Here is a 23,917-nt window from a genome sequence, read left to right on the forward strand (position 1 = left end):
TTAAATATGGAAACCATTAAAAGTCAAGTTTACACAACTGCACACAGTTCAAACTTAAAATTAACATTAACCGATTCATTAAAATTTGAAGGATTCAAACAACCTTTGGAAACAGAGGCTTCAGTTATTGTTGATGCTACAAAAGAGTTTCAAACCTTTTTAGGTATTGGCGCCGCTTTAACAGATGCAGCAGCTGAAACCTTCTATAAACTATCAGAAGACAATCAATCTAAATTTTTAGAAGCGTATTATAATCAAGAAAAAGGTATTGGATACTCTTTAGGGCGTACTATTATTCATAGTTGCGATTTTTCAACAGCAAGCTATACGTATATTGAAGAAGGCGATTCAGAATTGAAAACCTTCAATATAGAACACGATAAAAAATATAGGCTACCATTTACAAAAAAAGCGATTGAAGCTGCAGGCGGAAAATTAACCATGTACGCAAGTCCTTGGAGCCCTCCAGCTTTCATGAAGTCTAATAATAATATGCTAAAAGGCGGCAAGTTACTTCCAGAATTTTATCAATCTTGGGCAAATTATTACGCTAAGTTTATTAAAGCCTACGAAGCAGAAGGGGTTCCTATTTGGGGACTAACCATTCAAAATGAACCGATGGCGGTTCAGCGTTGGGAATCTTGTATTTACACAGCAGAAGAAGAGCGCGATTTCTTAAAAAATTACTTAGGGCCTATGCTGGAGAAAGAAGGTTTAGGCGATAAAAATATTATTGTTTGGGATCATAACCGTGATTTATTATTTCAAAGAGCCAGCACTATTTTAAATGATCCAGAAGCGGCAAAGTATGTATGGGGAATGGGATTTCATTGGTATGAAGATTGGAAAGACGGCATTCCTATGTTTGATGCGGTAAAGCGAGTTAAGGAAACATATCCAGATAAAAATTTAATTTTTACAGAAGGCTGTAATGAGAAGTATGACCTAGAAAGAATTGAAAACGAAGACCCAAAATTAGCAGAGCGATATGGTAAATCTATGATTAACGATTTTAATAATGGTACGGTAGCTTGGACCGATTGGAATATTCTATTAGACCAAACAGGAGGGCCAAACCATGTTGGGAATTGGTGTTTCTCTCCAGTTCATGGAGATACTAATACTGGCGAATTAACATTCACCAATTCATACTACTATATTGGGCATTTTTCTAAGTTTATTCGCCCAGGAGCAAAACGTATTGTAAGTGTATCTAGTGTTAATGCTTTATTAACTACAGGATTTAAAAATGAAGATGGAAGTATTATTATAGTGGTTATGAACGCTAGTGATAAGCATATAGATTATAGCCTTACAACAGAATCAAAAACGGCCATGTTAAAAACATTGCCACATTCCATTCAAACTATAGTATTAACCAACTAAAAATTATAAATGTCTAAAAAATTAATACTCATAACATTTGTAGTTTCCTTAGGAGGTTTCCTCTTTGGTTTTGATGCGGGTATAATTTCTGGTGTGATGAATTATGCAGGTCCTGAATTTAATTTGGATGAAGGAGGAATACCTTGGGGTTGGGTAGTAAGTGCACCATCATTCGCAGCCATGATTGCCATGATTTTTTCAGGACGATTAAGCGATATTGTTGGTCGAAAAAAAATACTTGTAGTAGTCGCTTTTTTATATGCAATTTCAGCATTATTCTCGGCTTACGCCACCTCTTACGAAATGCTTTATATAGCACGAATGATTGGCGGATTAGCCTTTGGGGCTGCATTGGTTTTAGCGCCAACTTATATTGCAGAAATTTCTACAGCCGAAAACAGAGGTAAACTCGTTTCAATTCAACAATTAAACATTGTTCTAGGCTTTTTTGCAGCATTTTTAAGCAATTATTATTTCAATAAATACAACACATCTGGCGATTCTTTTTTTACAGATGAAAACGTATGGCGATGGATGCTTGGGGTAGAATTAATTCCAGCAGTTTTGTATTTTATTTTCTTGTTTTTTATTCCGAAAAGCCCGCGTTGGTTGTTTACAAAAAACAGAAATGAAGAAGCTAAAAAAGTTTTGGTAAGCGTTTATGGCGAAGTTAAAGCAACAGAAGAAGTTAATACTATTTTAAGCAGTTTAGAGGGCACCGTTATAAAAGCCGAAGAAAAAGTAAAGTTAAAAGACCTATTTAAACCAGCATTAAGATTTGTTTTAATCGTTGGTTTAGTCGTTGGTGTTTTACAACAAATAACCGGAATAAACGCTGTTTATTTTTACGCCACTTCCATTTTTAAACAAACAGGAATAGGAACAGATGCCGCTTTTGCTTCAGGTGTTTTGTTAAGTTCTATTACAGTGGTTTTTACACTTGTCGCTATGTATTTAATAGACCGCATGGGAAGACGACCTTTACTTTTAGTAGGTACAGCGGGTATTGCAATAAGCCTTTTACTATGTGCTTATGGTTTTAAACAAGCGACGTATCAATTAACTTCAGAATCTATTACAGCATTAAAATTTGAGGGTGCTAACAAGCTATCTATTTACGCTGATAAAGTTTATGATAACGATGTTGATTTTAAAAACGACATGAAATCGGTTTTAGGAAATCAAATATATTCTAAAAACGACGGAGCTATTTTAGAAGCAGCAACTAGCATCAATGCAACCTTAGTATTAATTGGTGTTTTAGGCTTTATTGCTTTTTTTGCGTTTTCACTGGGGCCTGTAATGTGGGTGTTATTATCCGAATTATTCCCAAATAAATATCGCGGATTTGCTATTGGTGTTATAGCCTTTGTAAACTCTTTTATAAGTTGGGTTGTGCAACTTATTTTCCCTTGGGAATTGTCAAATTTAGGAAATGCATTAACCTTTTTCATTTTTGGAGCAATAGCATGTATTGGATTTTTTGTGATGCTAAAAATATTGCCAGAAACCAAAGGAAAATCGTTAGAACAAATAGAAAGAGAACTGGTTACAAATTAATACCTGTACAGATGAAAAATATTTTTACACTATGTTTTTGCTTTATAACACTTATGGGGTGTAAAAATGATAAATCTGAACAAAATACAACAAAATTGGAATTGAGTACATCAAAAAGTAAAGCCGCTAAAGTAACTATAAATAATACCGAAGGAAAGTACCAGTTATTAGTAAATAACAAACCGTTTTATATAAAAGGCGCTGGATTAGAATTTGGTAATATTCCTGCTTTGGCTAAACACAATGGGAATTCGTTTAGAACTTGGCGAACAGAAAACGGCGAACAAAGCGGCAAAGAAGTTTTAGATGAGGCTCAAAAATATGGTTTAATGGTAACTATGGGAATAGAAGTAGCCAGAGAACGACATGGGTTTGATTATAACGATGACGTTGCAGTTAAGGAACAAAAAGAAAGAATTAGAAAAGAAGTATTAGAATTTAAAGACCATCCAGCTTTATTAATATGGGCTATAGGCAATGAGCTGAATTTAAGGTCAACCAACCCTAAAGTTTGGGATGCTGTTAACGACATTTCTAAAATGATTCATGAAATAGACCCCAACCACCCAACCACAACAACACTTGCAGGAGGCTCGCAAAAAGTGGTCAATTATATAAAAGAACGTTGTCCTGATGTTGATATACTATCTATTCAATTATATGGAGGTATAGTAGAATTACCAAAATATTTAAAACTTTTTGATTGGACAGGGCCATATATGGTCACCGAGTGGGGAGCTACAGGGCATTGGGAAGTACCAAAAACATCTTGGGATGTTCCTATTGAAGAAAACAGTACGGTAAAAGCTGCCAATTATTTAAAAAGGTATAAAATCGCTATAGAATCAGATACCACACAATGTTTAGGTTCTTATGTGTTTTTATGGGGACAAAAGCAAGAACGTACGCCAACATGGTACGGCGTGTTTTTAGAAGACGGCAAAGAAACCGAGTCGGTAGATGTGATGCATTATATATGGAATGGCGAATGGCCAGAAAACAGAACGCCACAAATAGAATCGTTTACCATAAATAACAAAACGGCTTATGATGATGTGATTGTTGATTCTGGAAAAGAACTGGTAGCATCTATTAAAATTAAGGACTTTGAAAAGGATACTATGTCGTATTCTTGGGAAGTGTTGCATGAGAGCACCGATTTGAAAGATGGAGGAGATAAAGAAGAACGCCCAAACACGGTTAAAATAGAAATAATTAATAATTCAAAAGGAAACTTACAGTTCAAATCGCCTAAAAAAGGGTTGTATCGGTTATTTGTTTATGCAGACGATGGTTATGACCATGCGGCCACAGCAAATATTCCGTTCAGAGTAAATTAAAAACAATAAAACCAACTTTAATGAGTAATAGTGAAATTTATACACAAGAAAAACCTTCTATAGAATCTAAAGATATAAAAGGAGAATTGGTAAATTTTGATAACGAAGATTATTATAAAATTTCCAATAGCGATGCTATGCGTCCATTCTTTATGAGCATTGTGAGCGATTCAAATCACTGGATGTTTATATCAAGCAATGGTGGATTATCAGCAGGAAGAAAAAATAGTGAATCTTCATTATTCCCCTATTATACCGATGATAAAATAACAGAATCCGCTGATATTACAGGGAGCAAAACCATATTTCAAATTCATATTAAAGGTAAAACTTATATTTGGGAGCCTTTTTCCGTAAGACAATCGGGGTTGTACCGCATTACTAGGAATTTATACAAGAATAGTTATGGTAATAAAGTAATTTTTGAAGAGGTTAATAAAGATTTAGGACTTACCTATAGATATCAATGGAGTTCAAGTAATCAATTTGGGTTTGTAAAGACATCAACGATTATAAACAATTCTTTTAAGAACATAAGTGTTACTTTTTTAGACGGATTGCAAAATATTTTACCATCCGGAGTTACCTCTGATTTACAAAACAGTAGAAGTAATTTAGTTGATGCCTATAAAAAAAGTGAATTACTACCAGAAGTTGGATTAGGTATTTATGCGCTTAGTGCTTTTATTGTTGATAAAGCAGAACCAAGTGAAGCTTTAAAATCTAATATCGTTTGGTCTATAGGTGCTGAAAACCCAACACATTTAGTGTCGTCTTTACAGCTTGATAATTTTAGAAGCGGAAACAAGGTGGAACAAGAAATAGATATTAAAGCTGAAAAAGGAGCTTATTTTATTTCTTCAGATTTAGAGCTTGAAGCAAATTCAGAAAAAGACTGGATGTTTGTTACTAATGTAAACCAATCTATTACAGGAGTAACTGAAATTTCAGAAATGATAAAAAATGAAGCAGATTTGGCAGGCCTAGTTCAAGAGGATATTGAAGCTGGAACCAAAAGATTAATTCAATTAACGGGAGCATCTGATGGTTTACAAGCATCTGATGATACACTTACCAACAGCAGACACTTTGCTAATACGCTTTTCAATATTATGCGCGGTGGTATTTTTGATGATGGTTATAACATAGAAAGGCAAGATTTTATAAAATATATCGCCAATGCCAACAAGAAAGTGTTTAAAAAGAAAGAAGATGTATTAAACGCATTGCCTGAACTATTCACATTACATGATATTCATAATATTGCAGAACAAGATGAAGACAAAAATTTCAAAAGACTGTGTTTTGAATATTTACCACTAAAGTTTAGTAGAAGACACGGTGACCCAAGTAGACCTTGGAACAAGTTTTCAATTAATACAAGAAGCGAGATAGATGGTTCTAAAATATTAGATTACGAAGGCAACTGGCGAGATATTTTTCAGAACTGGGAAGCCTTGGCTCATGCTTATCCTGAATATATAGAAAGTATGATTCATAAGTTTTTAAATGCTACAACATTTGAAGGCTATAATCCATACCGAGTTACAAAAGGTGGTTTTGATTGGGAAATTATAGAAGAAAACGACCCCTGGTCTTACATTGGTTATTGGGGCGATCATCAAATAATTTACTTATTAAAATTCTTAGAATTTATTGAAGACCACTACCCTAGCCGATTAGAAAAACGTTTTTCAGAAGACATTTTTGTGTATGCCAATGTACCATATAAAATAAAAAGCTACGAGCATACACTGATTAATCCTAAAGATACGATTGATTTTGACCATGACTTAGATGCCAAAATTCATCAAAAGAAAGAAGAATTAGGAGCAGATGGTGCTTTATTGAGAGACAAAACGTTCTTTATTTATAAAGTAAATCTTATTGAAAAATTATTAGCTACCGTATTGGCAAAAGTGTCCAATTTTATACCAGAAGGCGGTATTTGGTTAAATACTCAGCGTCCAGAATGGAACGATGCTAATAATGCTTTAGTGGGCAACGGTGTTTCAATGGTAACCCTAAATTACTTAAATCGCTTTTTAAATTTCTTCGAAAAAATTGTTTCACAATCAGAAACAGAACGGGTAGAAATCTCCTCAGAATTAGCAACATTTTTTAATGAAGTTGTTGCAACGCTTCAAACTAATAAAAATATCCTTTCTGGACATGTTTCAAATAAAGACAGAAAAACAGTGTTAGATGGTTTAGGGCAAGCAGGAAGTAAATATAGAGATGGTATTTATGAGAATGGTTTTTCTAGTGATAAAACTGCGGTTAGTAAAACAGAACTTTTAGAATTTCTTCAAACTACAAAAGCATATTTGCAACATACTATAGATGCGAATAAGCGATCAGATAATATGTATCACGCCTATAACCTTATGACGGTAGAAAATGATAGCGAAGTATCTATATCGTATTTACCAGAAATGTTAGAGGGTCAAGTAGCGGCATTAAGTTCAGGTTATTTAGCGCCAAACGAAGCTTTGGATTTGTTAGATGGACTAAAAAGTAGCGCTTTATTTAGAGAAGATCAATACAGTTATATTTTATATCCAGACAGAGAATTGCCAAGGTTTGATAAAAGGAATAATATTCCTTCTGATAAAGTGGAACAATCGGAGTTGTTAAAACAATTGGTTGCTGATGGAAATGCGCAGATTATTGAAAAGGATGTTTTAGGCAATTATCATTTTAATGGCAATTTCAACAATGCAAATAGTTTGAAAGAGGCATTGAATAATTTGCCTTTAGAGGCTTATGAGCCTTTAGTTGAAAAAGAGACAACCTTATTGTTAAATATTTTTGAAGATATATTCAATCATAAATCTTTTACAGGACGTTCAGGGACTTTCTATGGTTATGAAGGCTTAGGGTCTATTTATTGGCACATGGTTTCAAAACTATTAGTAGCGGTTCAAGAAAATTGTTTGTTGGCTATTAATAATAATGAAAGTGAAGAACTTATCGGTAAACTCTTAGACCATTATTACGAAATAAACGCAGGCATTGGTGTGCATAAATCACCAGAATTATACGGTGCTTTCCCAACCGATCCGTACTCGCATACACCAGCAACAAAAGGCGCGCAACAACCAGGAATGACTGGGCAAGTTAAGGAAGATGTATTATGCCGAATAGGAGAATTAGGTGTTTTTGTTGATAACGGATGCATCGTTTTCAATCCGCGTTTATTAAGAAAAAGTGAGTTCTTAAAATCATCAAAAATATTTCATTATACAAATATCAATAAAGAAGAAAAAGAAATTGAATTAGAAGCCAATTCATTATGTTTTACTTATTGTCAAATTCCAATTATTTATAAACTAGCTAAGAAGGAAAATTTAAAAGTAGTATTCAGTCAAGATACTGTATTAGAGTTTGACACTTTAGAACTTGACTCACAAACAAGTAAAAAAGTATTTGAAAGAACAGGAGAGATTAACCAGATAATTGTTTCTGTAAAGAAATAGAAGATTTATAAATTATAACAATAATCTATCAACCATTTTATTTGCCATCAGGTGATGGGAAAAAGTAAAAAAGTTAGAAAAAAAGTGACAAAACAAAAACATATAACAGCAGCAGAAATATTAGGAAATCCAGATTATTTGGCAATTTCCTATGGAGGATATAGGCAGAAATCTCGTGATATCCAGCCTACAATTCCACAGCTTAAGGAAGACATGAAAATCTTAGCTGCTATGGGCATTAAAATTTTAAGAACTTATAATGTACAATTGCAACAAGCCCCAAACTTATTAAAGGCTATTACTGAATTAAAAAAAGAAGACCCAGCCTTTGAAATGTATGTCATGTTGGGCGCTTGGATAGATTGCCAAAACGCATGGACTGATAAAGTGCCAAATCACGAGGTTGAAAGTGAACAAAATGTTGGTGAAATTGATAGAGCCGTTGCCTTAGCAAAAGCGTATCCAGATATTGTTAAGATTATAGCCGTTGGAAATGAAGCCATGGTGCGATGGGCTACAAGTTATTTCGTGCGCCCTAATGTTATTTTAAAATGGATAAATCATTTACAGGATTTAAAGACCTCTGGAGAACTATCTAAAGATTTATGGATTACGAGTTCAGATGATTTTTCATCATGGGGCGCCGGAGACCCTAGTTATCGTTGTGAAGACTTAACGAATCTTATTAAAGCAGTAGATTATATATCTATGCACACCTACCCAATGCATAACTCGCACTATAACCCTGCCTTTTGGGTAGTACCTGAAAACGAATATGAATGGTCCGATTCGGAAAAAATTGAATCTGTAATGCAGCGGGCTCTAGATTTTGCAACAAACCAATACGATGGTGTTGTAAACTATATGAAAAGCTTAGGGGTTAATAAACCTGTACATATTGGGGAAACTGGTTGGGCAACAATTTCTAATGAACACTATGGTGCTAGTGGGTCTAAAGCTGCAGACGAGTATAAATCTGGACGGTATTTTCAACTTATTAGAGATTGGAGTTATAAAGCAAAAGTGTCATGTTTTTATTTCGAAGCGTTTGATGAGCAGTGGAAAGATGCCGATAACGAAGGTGGTTCTGAAAACCATTTTGGACTAATAAATGGCAAAGGGCAAGCAAAATATGCTATATGGAATTTAGTTGACGAAGGTGTTTTTAACGGACTAACAAGAGACGGCAAAGCAATATCTAAAACATATAATGGTAAAAAAGAGGATTTACTATCAGAGGTTCTAGTTCCACCATTAAAAAGAGAAGTAACTTTTAATTATTAATTATGAGAAATTATCTATTAATCATAAGAAATTGTATGCTGATTTTATTATTCGGTGTCATATCGTCTTGTGGTAAAGTTAAAAAGAATGATGTGAAAGAAGAAGTTTTAACGAAAGCAGTTTCAGCTAAAGATATTTTAGGAAATCCTGATTATTTAGCCATGTCGTATGGTGGTTATAGGGATGCCGATGATCGTGTTGAACCATCAATAGATCAAATTAAAGATGACGTGAAGCTATTAGCAGCTATGGGTATTAAAATACTTCGTACTTATAAAGTACATAAACCTCAAGCCATTAATCTTCTAAAAGCCATTAGTGAATTAAAACAAGAAAACCCAAGCTTCGAAATGTACGTGATGCTTGGTGCTTGGATAGATAGTAAAAATGCATGGACAGATCAGGAACCAATTCACAATGAAGAAAGTGAAGCAAATGAGGCACAAATTTTAGTAGCTGCACATTTGGCAAATAAGTATCCAGATATTGTGAAAGTAATTGCTGTGGGTAATGAAGCCATGGTTAAATGGGCAGCAAGTTATTATGTAGAACCATGGATAATCTTAAAATGGGTAAATCATCTTCAGGAATTAAAGAAAGAAGGTAAACTACCCAAAGATTTATGGGTAACTAGTTCAGATAATTTTGCCTCTTGGGGAGGCGGTGGCGAAGAGTACCACGTAGAAGATTTAAATAAATTAATTAAAGCAGTAGATTTTCTGTCGGTTCACACCTACCCGATGCATGATACACATTATCAGCCAGAATTTTGGTTAAATGCTGAAGGTTTGGAAGGTAAAAGCGATATGGAAAAAATCGAAATTTCCATGTTAAGAGCTAAGAAATATGCGATGATGCAATATGAAAACGTAAAAAAATATATGGAAAGTCTTGGTGTCACTAAACCCATTCATATTGGGGAAACTGGATGGGCAAGTTTTTCTTCAGGTCATTATGGTGCTAATGGATCAAAAGCTAGCGATGAGTACAAAGAAGCACTTTACTATAAACACATGAGAGACTGGACTAACGAAGCTGGAATGTCGTGTTTTTATTTCGAAGGATTTGACGAACCTTGGAAAGGTGGTGATGATTCGGGAAATTCTGAAAAGCATTTTGGATTATTCACAGTAGATGGCAAGGCAAAATATGTGCTTTGGGATGAAGTAGATAAAGGGATATTTAAGGGCTTAACAAGAGATGGAAACCCTGTTACAAAAACATTTAATGGAAATAAAGAAAAATTAATGGAGACCGTTTTAGTTCCTCCCACTGCTATAGAGTTTAGCGTGTCCCATTGATAAATAAACTATCAAAAAAATGAAACCAATTAAATTATTCGTGTTCAGTCTTTTAATAATTACAATGAGCTGTAATAAAACAAAAAGCAATTTACAGGTTGAAGTTTTTGAAACTTCTGCAAAAGGAAACAAATTAACTAAGCTTTCTGAATTTCAGAAGGCTGATAGTTTGGTAACAATTAAGTTAAAACCAGAGGACACCTTTCAAACTATTACGGGGTTTGGAGGCGCGTTTACAGAATCTTCTGCCTACTTATTAAACAAGATAAGTAAAAAAAACAGAGATACAATTTTGAAGGCCTATTTCGCTAAAAATGGCGCAAACTATTCTTTAACAAGAACGCACATGAACTCATGTGATTTCTCATTAGGTCAATATTCATATTCACCAGTCGAAGCGGATATGAGTTTAGAGCATTTTACAATTGAAGAAGATAGAGATGATCTTATTCCGATGATTAAAGATGCGATGGCCATATCAGAAGATGGATTTAAAATTTTCGCGTCTCCCTGGACAGCCGCTCCTTGGATGAAGGATAATAACAGTTGGGTTGGTGGTAAACTACTTCCTGAATATTATGATACTTGGGCGTTATTCTTTTCAAAATATCTAGATGCTTATAAAAATGAAGGCATAGATATTTGGGGTTTTACTGTAGAAAATGAACCCATGGGTAATGGGAATAATTGGGAAAGTATGCATTATTCTCCTGATGAAATGACAGCCTTTGTACAAAATTATTTAGGTCCAAAACTAGAGGCTGACGGATATGGAGATAAAATAATTTTAGGATTCGATCAAAACCGTGCACATTTAAAAGATTGGGTTGATTCTATGTATAAAAATGAAGCAACTTCAAAATATTTTGACGGAACAGCCATTCATTGGTATGATAGTACCTTCGAAATTTATCCAAAGGAATTACAGTATGCCCATAACAAAGCCCCTAATAAACTTTTAATTCAAACTGAAGCCTGTGTAGATTCGGAAATACCAAAATGGAAGGATGATGCGTGGTACTGGAGCAAGGAAGCTACAGATTGGGGCTGGGATTGGGCGCCAGAAGATCAAAAATATCTACACCCAAAATATGCGCCCGTAAATCGTTATGCCAGAGATATTATTGGCACCCTAAACAATTGGGTAGACGGATGGGTAGATTGGAATATGGTACTTGATAGACAAGGTGGCCCAAATTGGTTTGAAAACTGGTGTGTTGCACCAGTAATTGTTGATCCTGATAAAGATGAAGTTTATTTTACTCCGCTCTACTATACCATGGCGCATTTTAGTAAATACATAAGACCTAATGCTAAAGTTATTGGAGTGGATAACTCTGACGAAGAACTGATGGTTACAGCAGCAATAAACCCCGATGGAACTACAGCCGTAGTCATTTTTAATGAAACAAAAACCCCAAAAAGTATTAACCTATCAATGCATGGAAAAAATGTAGAATTTTCAATAGATGCTCAGGCTATTCAAACTATTTTAATTCCAATAAACGAACTATAACTAACTAAACCAATAAGATATGTCAACCATTAAAACAGCCACAAAGGATAGAGTGCCTCTTGGTCAAAAAGCAGCTTTTGGAGCCGGCCATTTGGTTTTAAACCTTTATCCAGGAGCCTTAGGATTCTTTATGTTCTTCTTACTAACAGCTTTCGGGATGGATCCTTTATTGGCAGGACTTTTAGGTGGATTACCACGATTTTTTGATGCCCTTACCGATCCAATTATGGGATTTATTTCAGACAACACAAGCTCTAAATGGGGCAGAAGGCGACCATACATTTTAGTAGGAGGTATTTTAAGTGCTATTACATTTGTTTTGCTTTGGCAACTTGACGAAAACAATTCTTCAGACTATAATTTTTGGTACTTCCTAATTATGTCTATGGTTTTTCTTATTGGTAATACCATGTTTGCGACACCTCTGGTTGGCCTAGGCTATGAAATGACTTCCGATTATAATGAACGAACACGTTTAATGGCGTTTTCACAAACAGTTGGTCTGTTAGCATGGGTAATTGTACCTTGGTTTTGGGTCATTATTGCTGACCCAAATTTTTTTAGTAATCAAGCCGAAGGAGTCAGAACAATGGCCATGTATGTTGGAATCGCTTGTTTATTTCTCGGCCTTTTACCTGCTATATTTTGTAGAGGCATAGACACTGCTCCTATGGGGAATAGAAAGAAACTAAGTTTTACCTCTTTAATTAGTAATATGAAAGATTTATTCAGGAGTATAAAAGAGGCTGTGAAAAATAAACCCTTTATGAAATTATGTGGTGCTACTTTTTTAGTGTTTAATGGTTACCAAATTGTGGCGTCTTTCAGTTTTTTTATTTTCGTTTTTTACATTTTTAACGGAAGCTATGAAGCCACATCAACATGGCCTGCTTGGTTTAGCTCGATTGGAGCATTGGTTTCAGCATTTTTAGTCATTCCAATTGTATCAAAAATGGCTGAAAAATGGGGCAAAAAGAAAGCGTTCATTATTTCAACCGCCCTTTCTATAGTTGGATACATTTTGAAGTGGTGGGCTTTTACTCCAGATAATATTTGGCTTTCTTTTATTCCAATACCTTTAATGTCATTTGGTTTAGGAAGTTTATTCACCTTGATGATGAGTATGACTGCCGATGTTTGTGATCTAGATGAACTTGTTAATGGCATGCCAAGGAAAGAGGGTACTTTCGGTGCATTATATTGGTGGGTTGTAAAACTTGGACAAGGATTAGCCCTTGTTTTAGGAGGTCTAGTATTAAAGTTAATTGGATTCGACGGCAATGCTGCTACACAGACGGTTGATACCATGACAAAATTAAGAATCGCCGATATAGTTATTCCTGTAGTAACAGCAGGTTTGGCTATTTGGATTATGTGGAAATATGGTCTTTCTGAAGAAAGAGCAAAAGATATTACAGCTCAATTAGAAGAAAGAAGAGGCGTGTTGTAACCATGTTAATTTGTTAAGTAGATTATATAATTAAAAAAATAGTAAAATGTCAACAAACATAATAATCATCGTAGGGATTGTACTTATATTAATTGCAATCCTCAGCAGTATAAAAAGAAACTCAAGTACAAGACTTATTAGTACCAAACTTGGAATACCTGCAGGAATCATAGGTGTTCTAATTATGATATACGCGAGCTATTCATCTGACTTAGTTAAATACAATGGGCACATTGAACAAGTTTCAATTGGAAATAAGTTGAAAATCACCGGTCCAGTAAAGGCAGCTAAAGTCATTTCTCCAGTAGATAAAGATTCTGTTGATTGTCGAATCTTGACCATGGGGGTTTATCCAGAATTGAGTGAAAAAAATGATATTTGGGTATTGATTCGTCCAACAGACGATCGTTATTACCCACAATCAGATCATACCAACACCTCTTACAAAAGAGATGGTGAATGGCAAGTTGTTACACGTTTTGGTGGAGATAAGGGTGAGGCCTATGATTTGATTATTTATGAATCAGATGCTACCGCTTCATCGTTTTTTAGTGCCACCATAGCAAAATGGAAGGAAGAAGACAACTATCCTGGATTAAAACTTGAAGAAATACCATCCGGCGCAAAAGAAGTGGATAGAATCAAAATATATACAAGTAAAAATTGTAGAGGCGTGTTTTAAATTCATAGAAACTTATTGTAAACACATTAGTAAAAAGCATTTATTATTACATTAAATATATAATTAATCAAAATTAAATAAAGAAAATGTCTTATAGAGAAGAGTCATATTATAAATCAAAATATAGTCAGAAAGCCACTCAAGGTATTAACCTTTCAGATTATTCGTTAGAAGAGTTAAAAGCGCTATGGCATAAAACCATGCGGGAAGGATTTCATGGTATATGCTTTAGTATGTACAAGGAAGGGCAATCACCAGGTGATGATATAAGCATGGAGCAAGTTGAGCAGCGTATTAATATATTAAAACCTTATGTTAGTGCTATTCGATCGTTTTCATGTATTGAAGGAAATGAATATGTGCCAATAATCGCAAAAAAGCATGGTCTTAAAACTTTAGTTGGAGCATGGCTTAGTGATGATAAAGACGATAATGAAAGGGAAATAGAAGGCTTAATTGCACTTGCTAAAGATGGTAAGGTGGATGTTGCAGCAGTAGGCAACGAAGTTTTATATCGAAATGATTTGACTTTAGATGAATTAGTGGGCTACATTAATCGTGTAAAAGAAGCTTTAGCAGGATTAGACATTCCTGTAGGCTATGTAGATGCTTATTACGAATTTTCAAGGCATCCTATTTTAGTTGAGAGCTCAGATGTAGTTTTGGCGAATTTATACCCATATTGGGAAGGCTGTCCTATAGAGTATGCCTTAGGGCACATGCAGGCCATGTTTGGTTCTGTTGTAGATGCGGCACAAGGAAAACCCATCATTATTACTGAGACGGGATGGCCAAGTCAAGGAGGAAGTCTCGATGGTGCTATAGCTTCCGATGATGCCGCTATGAAATATTTTATAGATACCGTTCATTGGACTGAGGAGAATGAGATCCCTGTATTTTATTTTTCATCTTTTGATGAGTCATGGAAAACGGGAGATGAAGGTGATGTTGGAGCTTATTGGGGACTTTGGGATAAGCATGAGAACTTAAAGTTCTAATGGCAAATTCAGGTAAATAACTTAAATTGTCAAATTTAATTTTTGGTCGCAATTGTTTTATTGCAACATTAATATGGATGTAGTGTGATGGCTTTTAATAATGGTAAAATAAAGTAAATTTTCAATTTTGGATTAAGAACCTATAGATTATATAAGAATGCGGATATACAATTTTTAACGGCTATGTCTCTAAAATCATAAAAACAAGTGTCAATTAACTAATACTAAATTATGTCAATAATTAATACGGCGTCAAGAGATAAAGTTCCATACGGGCAAAAAGTCGCTTTTGGAATTGGTATGCTCGCCAATCAAATGTTTCCTGCAGCACTAGGTATTTTTATGGTCGTGCTCGTTCAGGATCTTGGTTTTCCAGGATGGATGTGGGGCGTGGTGTACTTCCTACCAAGATTATTCGATACGTTTACAGACCCTATAATGGGTTTTATATCGGATAATACGAAATCACGTTGGGGGCGTCGTAGACAATATGTATTCTTAGGAGCTATCATAATGGGTATTTCATTTATCGTTATGTGGCAATTGTTTAGAGTAAATGGAGTGGATTATAATTTTATGTATTTTATCCTCTGGTCGTTTGTGTTTTATCTAGGACTTACCATTTTTAGTGTGCCCTATGTAGCCATGGGTTATGAGATGAGTAATGATTTTCATGAACGAACGAGTATCATGGGTGTGGCACAATGGATTGGGCAATGGGCATGGGTTATTGCGCCTTGGTTTTGGGTCATCATGTACGATCAAGAGCTATTTGAAACAGCCGAAGTTGCCACAAGGTCACTCGCTGTTTGGGTCGCTATTATTTGTATGATTTTTGCTATGGTTCCTGCCATTTTTATAAAAAGTAAATCTACTTTAAATGAAGATTATTCGCCGCTTAGTTTTAAAACGATTGGAGGCAGTCTTAAAGAAATAATATCTGGTTTTAAAGATGCATTTGGGCTAAAAGCATTTAGGCAACTCTGTTTTGCCACATTTTTGGTTTACAATGCATTTTACGCCATTGCTGCATTTACCTTTTTTATAATTGTTTATCATCTTTTTGATGGTGATGCTGGAGCTGCTGGTATTTGGCCGACGCTTTTTGGGTCGCTGGGTGCATTGGTTACAACATTTTTGGTCATTCCTATGGTTACGCAAATGTCGAAAAAACTTGGTAAGAAGACAGCGTTTATTTATTCGCAAGGTATATCCATTGTAGGCTATATAATGTTGTGGTTTCTCTTTGTTCCTGGTAAACCTTATTTGTTCATAATTGCGTTGCCTTTTTTCTCTTTTGGCATTGGGAGTTTATTTGTACTGATGATGTCTATGACTGCCGACGTGATTGATTTGGATGAACTTAATACCGGAAAGCGAAGAGAGGGTACATTTGGAGCCATTTATTGGTGGATGGTAAAATTTGGTTTTGCTATTGCTGGAGGATTAAGCGGGGTCATTATGAGTTTTGTTGGTTTTGATTCTGGTGCAGAAACCCAAACTGAAGAGTCCATAATTGGTTTAAGAGCTGCGTTCTCTGGAATTCCTATTCTTGGAACACTAACTGCCATGTGGATTATGCGAAATTATGATATTACTGAAGATCGTGCTAATGAAATACGTGCTCAAATAGAGAAGCGCCAACAAGATGCTGCTTCTAAGCTTACATCTTACTATCAATCTGAGAAGTTACTGTCACTTGGCGATTTTGATTTAAATACAGCTTTAAAATCAGATATTGATTTTTCAGTAAAAACACACGATGATATTAAAGCTCTGTTTTCAAAAACATTAAATAACGGAATCCATGGATTGTGTTTTAGCCCCTATGAAGAAGGACAGAATATTGGCGATCAATTATCTGAAGCGCAAATACGCAGGCGTATGCAGGTTGTATCGCCATATACCAAATGGGTGCGCTCATTTTCATGTACTGATGGTAATGAGTATATTCCTAAAGTGGCGCATGAAATGGGCTTAAAAACCGTAGCAGGAGCCTGGATTGATGGCGATAAAGCTAAAAATGAAAAAGAGATTAGCGCATTGATTGATTTGGCTCAAAAAGGCTACGTTGATATTGCTGTGGTTGGTAATGAAGTTTTACTGCGTAATGAATTGACCGAGCAAGAAATGTTGGACTATATTAATAGAGTTAAACAAGCCTTACCAGATATCCCAGTTGGTTATGTGGATGCCTATTATCAATTTCACGAACGTCCAAAGCTAGTGGAAGCATGTGATATTATTTTAGCGAATTGTTATCCATATTGGGAAGGATTTAGTATTGAGCAAGCTTCAATTTATTTAAAACAAATGTATGCTGTTACTAAACATGCCGCTCAGGATAAACCAATAATTATTACAGAAACAGGTTGGCCAAATCAAGGAAATAGTAATAGTGATGCTGAACCTTCTCAAGAAAATGCAATGAGATATTTTATAAATGCAAATAATTGGTCACGGCAGGAAAAAATAGAACTATTTTATTTCTCGTCATTTGATGAGTCTTGGAAAGCACATCATGAAGGTGATGTAGGACAACGATGGGGAATATGGGATAAAAACGAAAAATTAAAATACAATTAACTATGTCGTACAGAGCGGATAAAATAAGATCATTAGCAGGATTAAATCTTGATAATAAAACAACAAAAGGATTACAGAATCTATTCAAAAAAACATTAAAGAATGGTATGCATGGGCTATGTTTTAGCCCATACGAAGAAGGTCAGAAACCCGGTGACCAAATGACTGAAGAACAGATTAGAAGGCGAATGAAAATTATTAAGCCATACACGAAATGGATTCGTTCTTTTTCATGCACCGATGGTAATGAGGCCATTCCCAGAATAGCTAAAGAGTTTGGTATTAAAACTTTAGTGGGCGCATGGTTAGGTGATGATGCCGAAATTAATAAAAAGGAAATAGACGGACTTATAAAACTAGCAAAAGATGGCTATGTGGATATTGCTGCTGTGGGTAACGAAGTTATGTATCGTGGTGATTTAACCGAAGATGAACTTTTAGGTTTTATGTACCAAGTAAAAACAGCTGTTCCAAATATACCAATGGGATATGTAGATGCCTATTATGAGTTTAGTCACAGACCGAGAATTACAGAGGCCTGCGACGTTATATTAGCAAATTGCTACCCGTATTGGGAAGGCTGTAGTTTAGAATACTCGTTGCTTTATATGAAGGATATGTATAATCAAGCAGTAAGTGCAGGTAACGGCAAAAAAGTAATTATTACAGAAACAGGTTGGCCATCTTATGGAGAAGGGCTTCAAGGTGCACACCCTTCACATGAAAATGCTATTAAGTATTTTATCAATTCACAAGTATGGTCTGATGAAAGCGATACAGAGATGTTCTATTTCTCATCATTTGATGAATCTTGGAAAATTGGTTCTGAGGGCGTTGTTGGAGCTTTTTGGGGATTATGGGATAAAGATGAAAAGTTAAAGTTTTAAAATATAATGATATAGATTTTTTAAATTAGCATGTTGAAAGTAAATGTTCTACATGCTAATTTTTTCATTTACCTAGTGTCTAAATAATTGTTATGAAAATCAAAGCCCTTTATTTAAAGATAATACTGTTGCTTACTCTTTTTGCAACTTCCTGTCAGCAACCTATAAGAGATCTTTATCCAGAAACTTTAGTCGGAGGATTAGAATTACTCACTTCAGAAACCACGGGAATTGATTTCAGCAATACGATGCGTGAGACAAAAATCTTGAATCACTATTATTATAGTCAAATTTATGTTGGTTCTGGAGTGGCTATTGGAGATATTAATAATGATGGATTGTCAGATATTTTCTTTGGAGGCAATCAAGTTTCAGATAGGTTATATCTAAATAAAGGGGATTTCAAATTTGAAGACATAACTAAAAAATCTAAAGTTGCAAAAAACTCTGGTTGGACTTGGGGTGTAACTATGGCAGATGTTAATGCGGATGGCTATCTAGATATTTATGTAAGTAGAAATGGTAATTCCTTAAAACTCGAAGACCTCAGAAACCAATTATATATAAATAATCAAGACCTCACTTTTACAGAATCAGCTATGGCTTATGGTCTTGGAGATGTTGGTTATTCAACACAAGCGGTGTTTTTTGATATGGATAATGATGGTGATTTAGATATGTATCAAGTGAATCAACCGGCAGACAAAAAGGTGCTTTTAATTAATAAGATTCCAGCTGAACGCTATAAATATTTCAGAGATAGAATTTATAGAAACGATAACGGAAGGTTTAAGGATGTCTCAGAAGAAGTAGGGATATCAAGAGATTATGCTTACGGGTTAAGCGTTAATGCTTCCGATTTTAATAATGATGGATGGATGGATTTGTATGTTTCTAATGATTATGCAGAACCCGATTTTATGTATTATAATAATGGAGATGGTACATTTCGTAATGTAATTAATGAGCAATTAAATCATATAACACAGCTTAGCATGGGTTCTGACACTGGTGATGTAAATAACGATGGCTTAATCGATATTCTCACAACAGATATGACACCAGAAGACCACTATCGTTCTAAAACCAATATGGGTTCAATGAGTACAGAGGCTTTTAATATCATGGTTGAAGCTGGAGCTCATTATCAATATATGGCAAATGCGTTACAAATAAATACTGGAGTTGGTAGTTTTTCAGACGTTGCAAATATTGCAGGAATTTCTAATACCGATTGGAGTTGGGCAAGCCTTTTAGTAGACTTGGATAATGATAGTTGGAAAGATATAATAATATCTAATGGTATTAAAAAAGATGTTGATAATAATGACTATTTAACACTTTTAAATAACCTTGACGGAAAAAATATTACTGCGGAGGAATTATTTCAGATTAGTAAAGACGCACCCTCTCAGCCCATATCAAATTATGCTTTCAGGAATAATGGAGACTTTCAATTTCAAAAAGTCACAAAAGATTGGGGCTTTAGCGCGCCCAGTTTTTCTAGCGGTATGGCTTACGGCGATTTGGATAATGATGGCGATTTAGATGTTGTAACTAATAATATGGACGCCCCTGCTTTTATTTATGAAAACAAAGCCACTGGAAATTTTTTAAAGATTAAACTTGAGGGTTCCGATAAAAACAGATTTGGTATTGGAGCAAAAGCAATTATTAGCTACAATAATAAATTACAAGCAGCAGAAAATAGCGTGACTCGCGGTTTTATATCTTCAGTAGAACCCGGAATATTTTTTGGACTCGGGAAAGATATAGAAATAGATAAAGTTGAAGTGATTTGGCCAGATGGGAAAACTAATCTTTTTGAAAATGTAAGTGCAAATAAAATACTAACTGCCAAATATTCAAAAGCAACTTTAAAAGACAAGGAAACCTTAGAAACAAAAACGTTACTAACTAAAATTAATGTCAAAAATCTGGGTATTGATTATACACACCAAGAAAATGAATTTGATGATTTTAAAGAAGAAATTCTTTTACCTCATAAATTATCAAATAATGGGCCTTTTTCGGCTGTAGCAGATGTTAATGGTGATGGCTTAGAAGATTTATTTATTGGAGGCGCAGCTGAACAAGCAGGTGTTTTATACTTACAAAAAGGAGAAGGTAATTTTGAAGAAAGTACATTGCAACCTTGGAAAAAAGATAAAGCCTCTGAAGACTTAGGGGTATTATTTTTTGATGCCGATGGAGATCAGGATTTAGATTTATACGTTACTAGTGGCGGTAACGAATTTAAAAGCGGAAATACGTTATTAAAAGATAGATTATATATAAACAATGGTTTGGGCGATTTTTCAAATAACTCAAAAGCATTACCAAATATATATGAAAGTACACAGTGCGTAAAAGCTTCTGATATTGATAAAGATGGTGATTTAGATCTGTTTATAGGCACAAGGCTTATTGCAGGTAAATATCCATATCCAGCAAGTAGTTATTTTTTAATTAATAATAATGGCATTTTTACAAAAGGAGCAAATAATATAGCACCTAACCTTGAAAATATTGGCATGGTAACCGATGTTGTTTTTACAGATATAGATTTAGATAGCGATGAAGATCTTATGTTGGTTGGCGAATGGATGACTATCACCATTTTAACAAATAACCAAGGTAAATTTGAAGATAGCTCTGAAAAGTATGGGCTTAAAGATACAAGAGGGTTATGGTGGTCTATAACAGCCAACGATTTAGATAATGATGGAGATGATGATTACATTATAGGTAATTTGGGTAGAAACAATAAATTTAAAGCCACTAAGGAGCATCCTTTTAAGGTTTATGCTAATGATTTTGATAATAACGGAACTAATGATGTGGTATTGGCAAAATTCTATAAAGATGATTATGTGCCTCTACGTGGTCGAGAATGTACTAGCGAACAAATGCCTTATGTGGCTGAGAAATTTAAGGATTACCATAGTTTTGCCTCATCTAAACTATTAGATATACTTCCAGAGGAAAAAGTTGAAAATGCCGTTATTTATGAAATTAATAATTTTGAAAGCATTATTTTAATTAATGAAGATGGCCAACTAAAGCGCCAATCACTGCCTATTCAAGCTCAAGTTAGTCCTATTAAATCGTCGTTAGTTGATGATTTTAATTCAGATGGTTTTAAAGATATACTCATTGTAGGGAATCATTTTGGTGTAGAAGTTGAAACTACACGTTACGATGCAGGATATGGTTATCTCCTACTTGGAGATGGAAACAATAATTTTAAGCCCTTACCTCCCGCTCTTAGTGGTTTACATGTGCCTTTAGATAGCCGTTCTGTTCAATCTATTAAAATAAAAAGTGATAAGACATTATTAATAACTAATAATAATGAGTCATTATCTATGTTTAAAATCAGATATAAATAGAGTTAACATATAATTACTCATACAGTTTTAATTTTATTTAGGGTTTAAAAAAGTGTTAACGACCTTATCATCATTAGACAAGTTTTGAGAATAGATTCATGTTTATTTAATTAAAACGATGGTTTTCAGCCCAATTCAGCTATTTCAATTATTAATATTCCTTAACAACTTGTAATTTTACCACAACATCTCCACAACATATAGGTAAATACCTACATGTTGTTGAATTTTGATTCCACTTGATTTTTATCTAAAAAACCGACAATCCGCAAATAGTATCGCTGTATTGCTAAAAAATGAATAATTTGTGTGTTTTTTTGCGATGTATACTTTTTGTTGAGGTCTTCTTTGTGTATTTAATAAAAACCTTAGGCTATCTTTATGAATATGGAAATTTAGTGTAGACTTTAATTGTATTTAATTCAATATCAGAAATGCTTGTTTCCTTTTTATAAACTAATCTAAATATATATTATGATGAAAAAAATTACTTTATTACTAATTCTTTTGACTGTATCCTTTGGGTATTCGCAAACAGATGTATTAGAAAACTTTGATGGCACTGCTCCAACAATAACTTGGGCTGATGATAATGGTGGGGCAACCGTGGCTATTAGTACTACGCAAGCTAGTTCTGGCGCAAATTCGGTTGAATTAATTACTGCTGCGGCTGGTCAACCTTGGCAAGGTGCGCAGCTTGTAATGCAAGACAATAAAATTGACATGAGAGATGCTACCACAGGTGTTGGTACTAACAAGGTAGTTACATTTAATTTGTACTCTACTTCTCCAAAACGTTTTCTTGTAAAATTATCAACTCCTGATCTTGGATCTACCACGGCTGATGAATCTAAAACTGCCGTATCTCATGGAGGAACGGGTTGGGAACTAATGACTGCAGACTTTACTGTAGGAGCGGATTTAGGACAACCTGGATATAATCCACCAAATGATCAATTTGGAAGCATCGTGTTTTTCCCTTTATTTAATCTTGATACTAATGTTGATGGTTGGTGTGCAGGTTGTGGAATGAATTCGGCTCTTGTTACTACCACCTATGTAGATGATGTAACTTCTTGGGCGGGAGATGCTATAGGACCCCCTGCAGAAACATGTAGTGATGGAATAATGAATCAAGACGAAGAGGGTGTTGATTGTGGAGGAGTTTGTTCTGCATGTCCAACGCCTCCAACGGGTCCACCTACCACACCACCTGCTAGAGCTGCTGCAGATGTTGTTTCTATTTACGGCAATGCCTATACACAAACTCCAACAGATGGTTATCAAACATTTGGTAGTGCAGTAGTTACAGAAATAGATTATTCTGGTAATACTATTCTTTCGACAACTACTCCGGATAACGGATCTGGTTTTCAATATCAATATTTTGGTACTACTCCTCCAAACATAGATTTGTCTGGTATGACTAACATGCATATTGACTTTTACTTTGAGGGCTCACCTTCTGCTGTAGGAACAGTTTTTATAGTAATTGCACAATATTCTGACGGAACTAATATCCAAAAGAATTTTGATCCAACCTCCTTGGCTTCAAGCACATGGCATGAAATGGATGTTGCTTTTACAGCTTTCGATGGTAATCCTGGTTATGCAAGAGATGATATACAACAGGTTATTGTTCAAGTGGCTGGAGATGAAGGTTCTCTGGTTGGTCCATTTTATGTAGATAACTTATATTTCCATAATAACATGGTGTTAAGTGCTGAGGACTTTAATAAAGCGTCATTTAAAGTATTCCCTAACCCAACACAAGATAGTTGGAGAGTAAAGGCGCAAAACGCACAAATAGAAACCATTAAAGTATTTGATATTTTAGGTAAAAATGTATTGTCATTAAAGCCTAATAAAACTGAAACTGTAATTGACGGATCAAGCCTTAAAGCTGGTTTATATTTTGCTCAAATAAAGACAGAAGCAGGTGTTAGTAGTATGAAATTGATTAAAAACTAAAAAATTAGTTTAGTTTATTAAGTTTGTTTTAAAGGAGTGGGGTTGTTCCCCACTCCTTTTTTGTTGTGTGCCGTACATGGCAATT

14 protein-coding genes are annotated in these 23,917 nt (G+C 34.7%); all 14 read left to right on the forward strand.

Annotated elements, in window-relative coordinates; genetic code table 11:
* On the forward strand, window positions 1-1,386 hold a 1,386-nt coding region (locus tag AAC024_RS12695), incomplete at its 5' end, for a glycoside hydrolase family 30 beta sandwich domain-containing protein (RefSeq protein WP_339895857.1).
* A gap of 9 nt (window positions 1,387-1,395) precedes the next feature.
* Window positions 1,396-2,946, forward strand: a complete 1,551-nt coding sequence (locus AAC024_RS12700) for a sugar porter family MFS transporter (RefSeq protein WP_339895858.1) — start codon at window positions 1,396-1,398, stop codon at window positions 2,944-2,946.
* 11 nt (window positions 2,947-2,957) lie between these two features.
* Window positions 2,958-4,286: a glycoside hydrolase family 2 TIM barrel-domain containing protein gene (locus AAC024_RS12705; RefSeq protein ID WP_339895859.1), complete on the forward strand. Its 1,329-nt coding sequence runs from the start codon at window positions 2,958-2,960 to the stop codon at window positions 4,284-4,286.
* 20 nt (window positions 4,287-4,306) lie between these two features.
* Complete coding sequence (locus AAC024_RS12710) at window positions 4,307-7,765, forward strand: hypothetical protein (protein WP_339895860.1); 3,459 nt, start codon at window positions 4,307-4,309, stop codon at window positions 7,763-7,765.
* Between the two features lie 54 nt (window positions 7,766-7,819).
* Window positions 7,820-9,049, forward strand: a complete 1,230-nt coding sequence (locus AAC024_RS12715) for a glycosyl hydrolase family 17 (RefSeq protein WP_339895861.1) — start codon at window positions 7,820-7,822, stop codon at window positions 9,047-9,049.
* Between the two features lie 2 nt (window positions 9,050-9,051).
* Window positions 9,052-10,350, forward strand: coding sequence for a glycosyl hydrolase family 17 protein (locus AAC024_RS12720; protein ID WP_339895862.1), 1,299 nt, complete (start codon window positions 9,052-9,054; stop codon window positions 10,348-10,350).
* A gap of 19 nt (window positions 10,351-10,369) precedes the next feature.
* The gene (locus AAC024_RS12725) at window positions 10,370-11,866 is read left to right on the forward strand and encodes a glycoside hydrolase family 30 protein (protein WP_339895863.1); all 1,497 of its coding nucleotides are present in this window, start codon (window positions 10,370-10,372) and stop codon (window positions 11,864-11,866) included.
* Between the two features lie 19 nt (window positions 11,867-11,885).
* The gene (locus tag AAC024_RS12730) at window positions 11,886-13,316 is read left to right on the forward strand and encodes an MFS transporter (protein WP_339895864.1); all 1,431 of its coding nucleotides are present in this window, start codon (window positions 11,886-11,888) and stop codon (window positions 13,314-13,316) included.
* A gap of 184 nt (window positions 13,317-13,500) precedes the next feature.
* A complete protein-coding gene (locus tag AAC024_RS12735; protein ID WP_339895865.1) occupies window positions 13,501-13,998 on the forward strand; it encodes a hypothetical protein in 498 nt (165 codons plus the stop codon).
* A gap of 86 nt (window positions 13,999-14,084) precedes the next feature.
* The gene (locus tag AAC024_RS12740) at window positions 14,085-14,996 is read left to right on the forward strand and encodes a glycosyl hydrolase family 17 protein (protein ID WP_339895866.1); all 912 of its coding nucleotides are present in this window, start codon (window positions 14,085-14,087) and stop codon (window positions 14,994-14,996) included.
* A gap of 231 nt (window positions 14,997-15,227) precedes the next feature.
* Window positions 15,228-17,582: an MFS transporter gene (locus AAC024_RS12745; protein WP_339895867.1), complete on the forward strand. Its 2,355-nt coding sequence runs from the start codon at window positions 15,228-15,230 to the stop codon at window positions 17,580-17,582.
* Between the two features lie 2 nt (window positions 17,583-17,584).
* Window positions 17,585-18,469: a glycosyl hydrolase family 17 protein gene (locus AAC024_RS12750; RefSeq protein ID WP_339895868.1), complete on the forward strand. Its 885-nt coding sequence runs from the start codon at window positions 17,585-17,587 to the stop codon at window positions 18,467-18,469.
* 92 nt (window positions 18,470-18,561) lie between these two features.
* Complete coding sequence (locus AAC024_RS12755) at window positions 18,562-21,861, forward strand: VCBS repeat-containing protein (protein WP_339895869.1); 3,300 nt, start codon at window positions 18,562-18,564, stop codon at window positions 21,859-21,861.
* A 474-nt stretch (window positions 21,862-22,335) separates the two neighbouring features.
* Window positions 22,336-23,832: a T9SS type A sorting domain-containing protein gene (locus AAC024_RS12760; protein WP_339895870.1), complete on the forward strand. Its 1,497-nt coding sequence runs from the start codon at window positions 22,336-22,338 to the stop codon at window positions 23,830-23,832.
* The last annotated feature ends 85 nt before the right edge of the window (window positions 23,833-23,917 follow it).

The organism is uncultured Algibacter sp. (genome assembly GCF_963976535.1).
Taxonomy (GTDB): domain Bacteria; phylum Bacteroidota; class Bacteroidia; order Flavobacteriales; family Flavobacteriaceae; genus Algibacter_B.